The 2,695-nt window shown below is 65.1% G+C and carries 2 protein-coding genes; both read right to left on the bottom strand.

Features of this window, described 5'->3' with window-relative positions; all coding sequences use genetic code 11:
* Positions 1–1,768: iron ABC transporter permease (locus OXU42_09545; GenBank protein MDE0029628.1), on the bottom strand; the 1,768-nt coding region annotated here is incomplete at its 3' end.
* 88 nt (positions 1,769–1,856) lie between these two features.
* A partial coding sequence (locus OXU42_09540) for an ABC transporter substrate-binding protein (GenBank protein ID MDE0029627.1) occupies positions 1,857–2,695 on the bottom strand: 839 nt, incomplete at its 5' end.

The following is a 2,695-nucleotide window of genomic DNA, read 5'->3' as shown; positions in this document are numbered from 1 at the left end:
CGCCGATGTGCCTCCTGCCGAACACGTAGTACAGCACGATCAACGGCGTCATCAAAGCCACGAACACCAGGGCCGTGGCCGCCGCCTGGTTGAGCCGCCCCGCGCTCCACATGGACCAGATGATCACCGGCAGGGTGAGGTTGTCCCGGCTGGCCAGGAACGCCGCCATGGTCAGTTCCCGAAACGCCAGGAGCGCCATCCACAACCAGGAATAAAGCAAGGTGGGGGACAAAAGCGGGATCAGTATCTTTCGGAGAACGCCCATGGGGCCAAGCCCGGCCACGTAGCCCGCCTCGTCCAGCTCCTCGTGGATCTGCACCAGTCCGCTGTTGAGCATGCGCGTGGCAAAGCTGATGCGCGTCACCACGTACACGAGGATGATGATCCCGATGCCGCGTTCGAACAGCCCCCACTCGGCCGGGAACCACACAATGGCCAGGAGGAACGCCCCCACGGCGAAGATGAGGTTGGGGATCACGTGGGGCAGGAAGGCGAGGACGTCCAGGGTGCGGGCGATGCGCCAGTTGGAGCGGATCACCAGCCACGAGATGGCCATGCCCGCCACGAGGCTCAGGGTCGGCACCGTCAGCAGCAGGATGACACTGTTGCGCAGCCCGGTCATGAGATTGCTCCACGGGACCGCGCGGAAGTTGTCCAGGGACATGGTCTTGAACGCGGCCGCGGAAGGAAGCTGCAGGAACGGGATGAGGGAGACCCAGGTGAGCGCCAAGAGCGGCAACAAGACGTTGAACACGATCACGGCGGCAACGATGGCCCAGCCCAGCACGGCCCAGCCGCCCAGGTCCACCGGATTCGCCCGGTAATCCTTGCCCCGTACGACCGCGTACCGATGCGATTCGCCGATGACGATCATGTACCGCCACGTGAGCAGCAGGCCGATGGCGAGCATGACGGCGCTGGAGGCACCGATGAGTCCATAGTTGGGGATCTCTTCTATCGGCAGCGCCGTGGTGTAGACGAACGTGCTGAAGGTGTGGATCCGGTTGGAAAGGCCGATGATCGCGGGAATGTCGAAGGCGGCGATGGTAATGGCGGCCACGTAGAGCACCGCCCCCAGGATTCCGGGCGTCAGGAGCGGCAGGGTGATGCGCCGCAAGCGCGTGAGAAACGAGATGCCGTGGACCCGCGCGCTCTCTTCCAGCGCCGGATCCATGGCCCGGAACGATGCCGCGATCATGATGAAGGCCAGCGGCACCAATGCGATCCCCTCCACCCAGCCCATGCCCACGAGGCTCACGACGTTGAAGGGCGACTGTTCGATGGGCAGGAGAGCCACCAGCGCCTTGTTGGCAATGCCGATACGCGGATGGAACAGGATCACCCACCCCATGGCCGTGAAAAAGCTGGGCACCAGCAGGGTCACGGTCAGGAGCGGAAAGATCAGCCCCCTTCCCGGCAGTGTGGTCCGTTCCGCCAGCCAGGCGATGGGGATCGCGAAGGCGAACGCCACCACCAGCGCCACCGCCGCGAACACCGCCGTGTTGAGAAACGCCTTGGCCGTGAAGGGGTCGGTGTAGAGTTCCCGGAAGTTCTCGATGCCGTAGAAGGTGCCGGCGTCGTCCTGCACCTGGAACGACACCTGCACGATGACCACGAGGAAGACGATGACCAGCCCGAGCGTGACGAACGCGATCAGCGGGAGCGGCAAGCGCTCCGCCGCGTGGGCCGCCCGTAAGCGCAGGGCGGCGAGAGCCTCGCCGGCGTTGCCGCCGAAGCCCTCGCCGCGCCCTTCCTCCGCGTGATACACCCGGACCTCCCGTGGGTTGGGGTCTGGTTGCAGCCGGAGCCGCGGGAAGACACGCGCAGGGGCGGGTCTTGCGCCCGCCCCGCGCGCACTACCGGTTCAGCAGCTTCCGGTACTTGCGGTTCTGCTTGCCGTAGATCTCCGGATTGCCCTTGATGATGTCCGCGGTCTCCAACATCAGCGGCTTGCCGGTCGCCTTGCGCTTGGCGAGGTACGCCTTCATGCCCGTGCCCCGGTAGTGGGAGTCCCGCTCCGTGTGCTTGAAGAAGATCTTCTGACCCTCGGCGGTCATGAGGAAGACGCTTGCCAGCAGCGCCAGGTTCGGACTGCGGCTCGCCTTGGGCACGCTCAGGTAGGCCAGGAACGCGGCGTTGATCTCGCCCCCGAGGTCGGTCCAGTCGATGGGCGCCCCCTTCGCCTTGTAGATCTCCACCTCCACGAGGTTCCCCTGAAAGAGGTACAGGCCGAACTCCCCGGAAATGATGCGCTGCAGGTCGCCGTTGATGTTGCCGGCGAGATTGCCGTTGGCGGAGATGGTGGACAGCACCTTTTCCACCTTCTCGGCACCCAGGTTCAGGGTGATCTGCGGCCAGCCGGAACCGTAGGTGGTGGCCGCGATGAGCCCCTTGAACTTCGGGTCCGTGACGTCCTCCAGGGACTGGGGCACATCCTTGGGCTTGATGACGTTGGGGTTGTAGGCCGCCACGATCACGCCGATGCCCACCAGCGCACCGCTGCCGTTGGTGGCGATCTCGTCATCCCTGAGATCGGGGATGTACTTGCGCCAGTTCAACTCCATGAGGGCGCCCGCGGAAGCCAGCTTCAGTTGGTTCCGGCCCGATGCGATCATGATGTCGGTGGAGGCGGGGGACCGACCCTGCTTGTGCTCCTGCAGGAGCCTGGACGTCACCTGGGACATGTTGGGGCCTC

It is taken from the genome of Deltaproteobacteria bacterium (assembly GCA_028818775.1).
Classification (GTDB): Bacteria; Desulfobacterota; Binatia; order UBA9968; family JAJDTQ01; genus JAJDTQ01.
The sequence above is the reverse complement of the archived record's forward strand: the minus strand, read 5'-3'. Positions and strand labels throughout refer to the sequence as shown.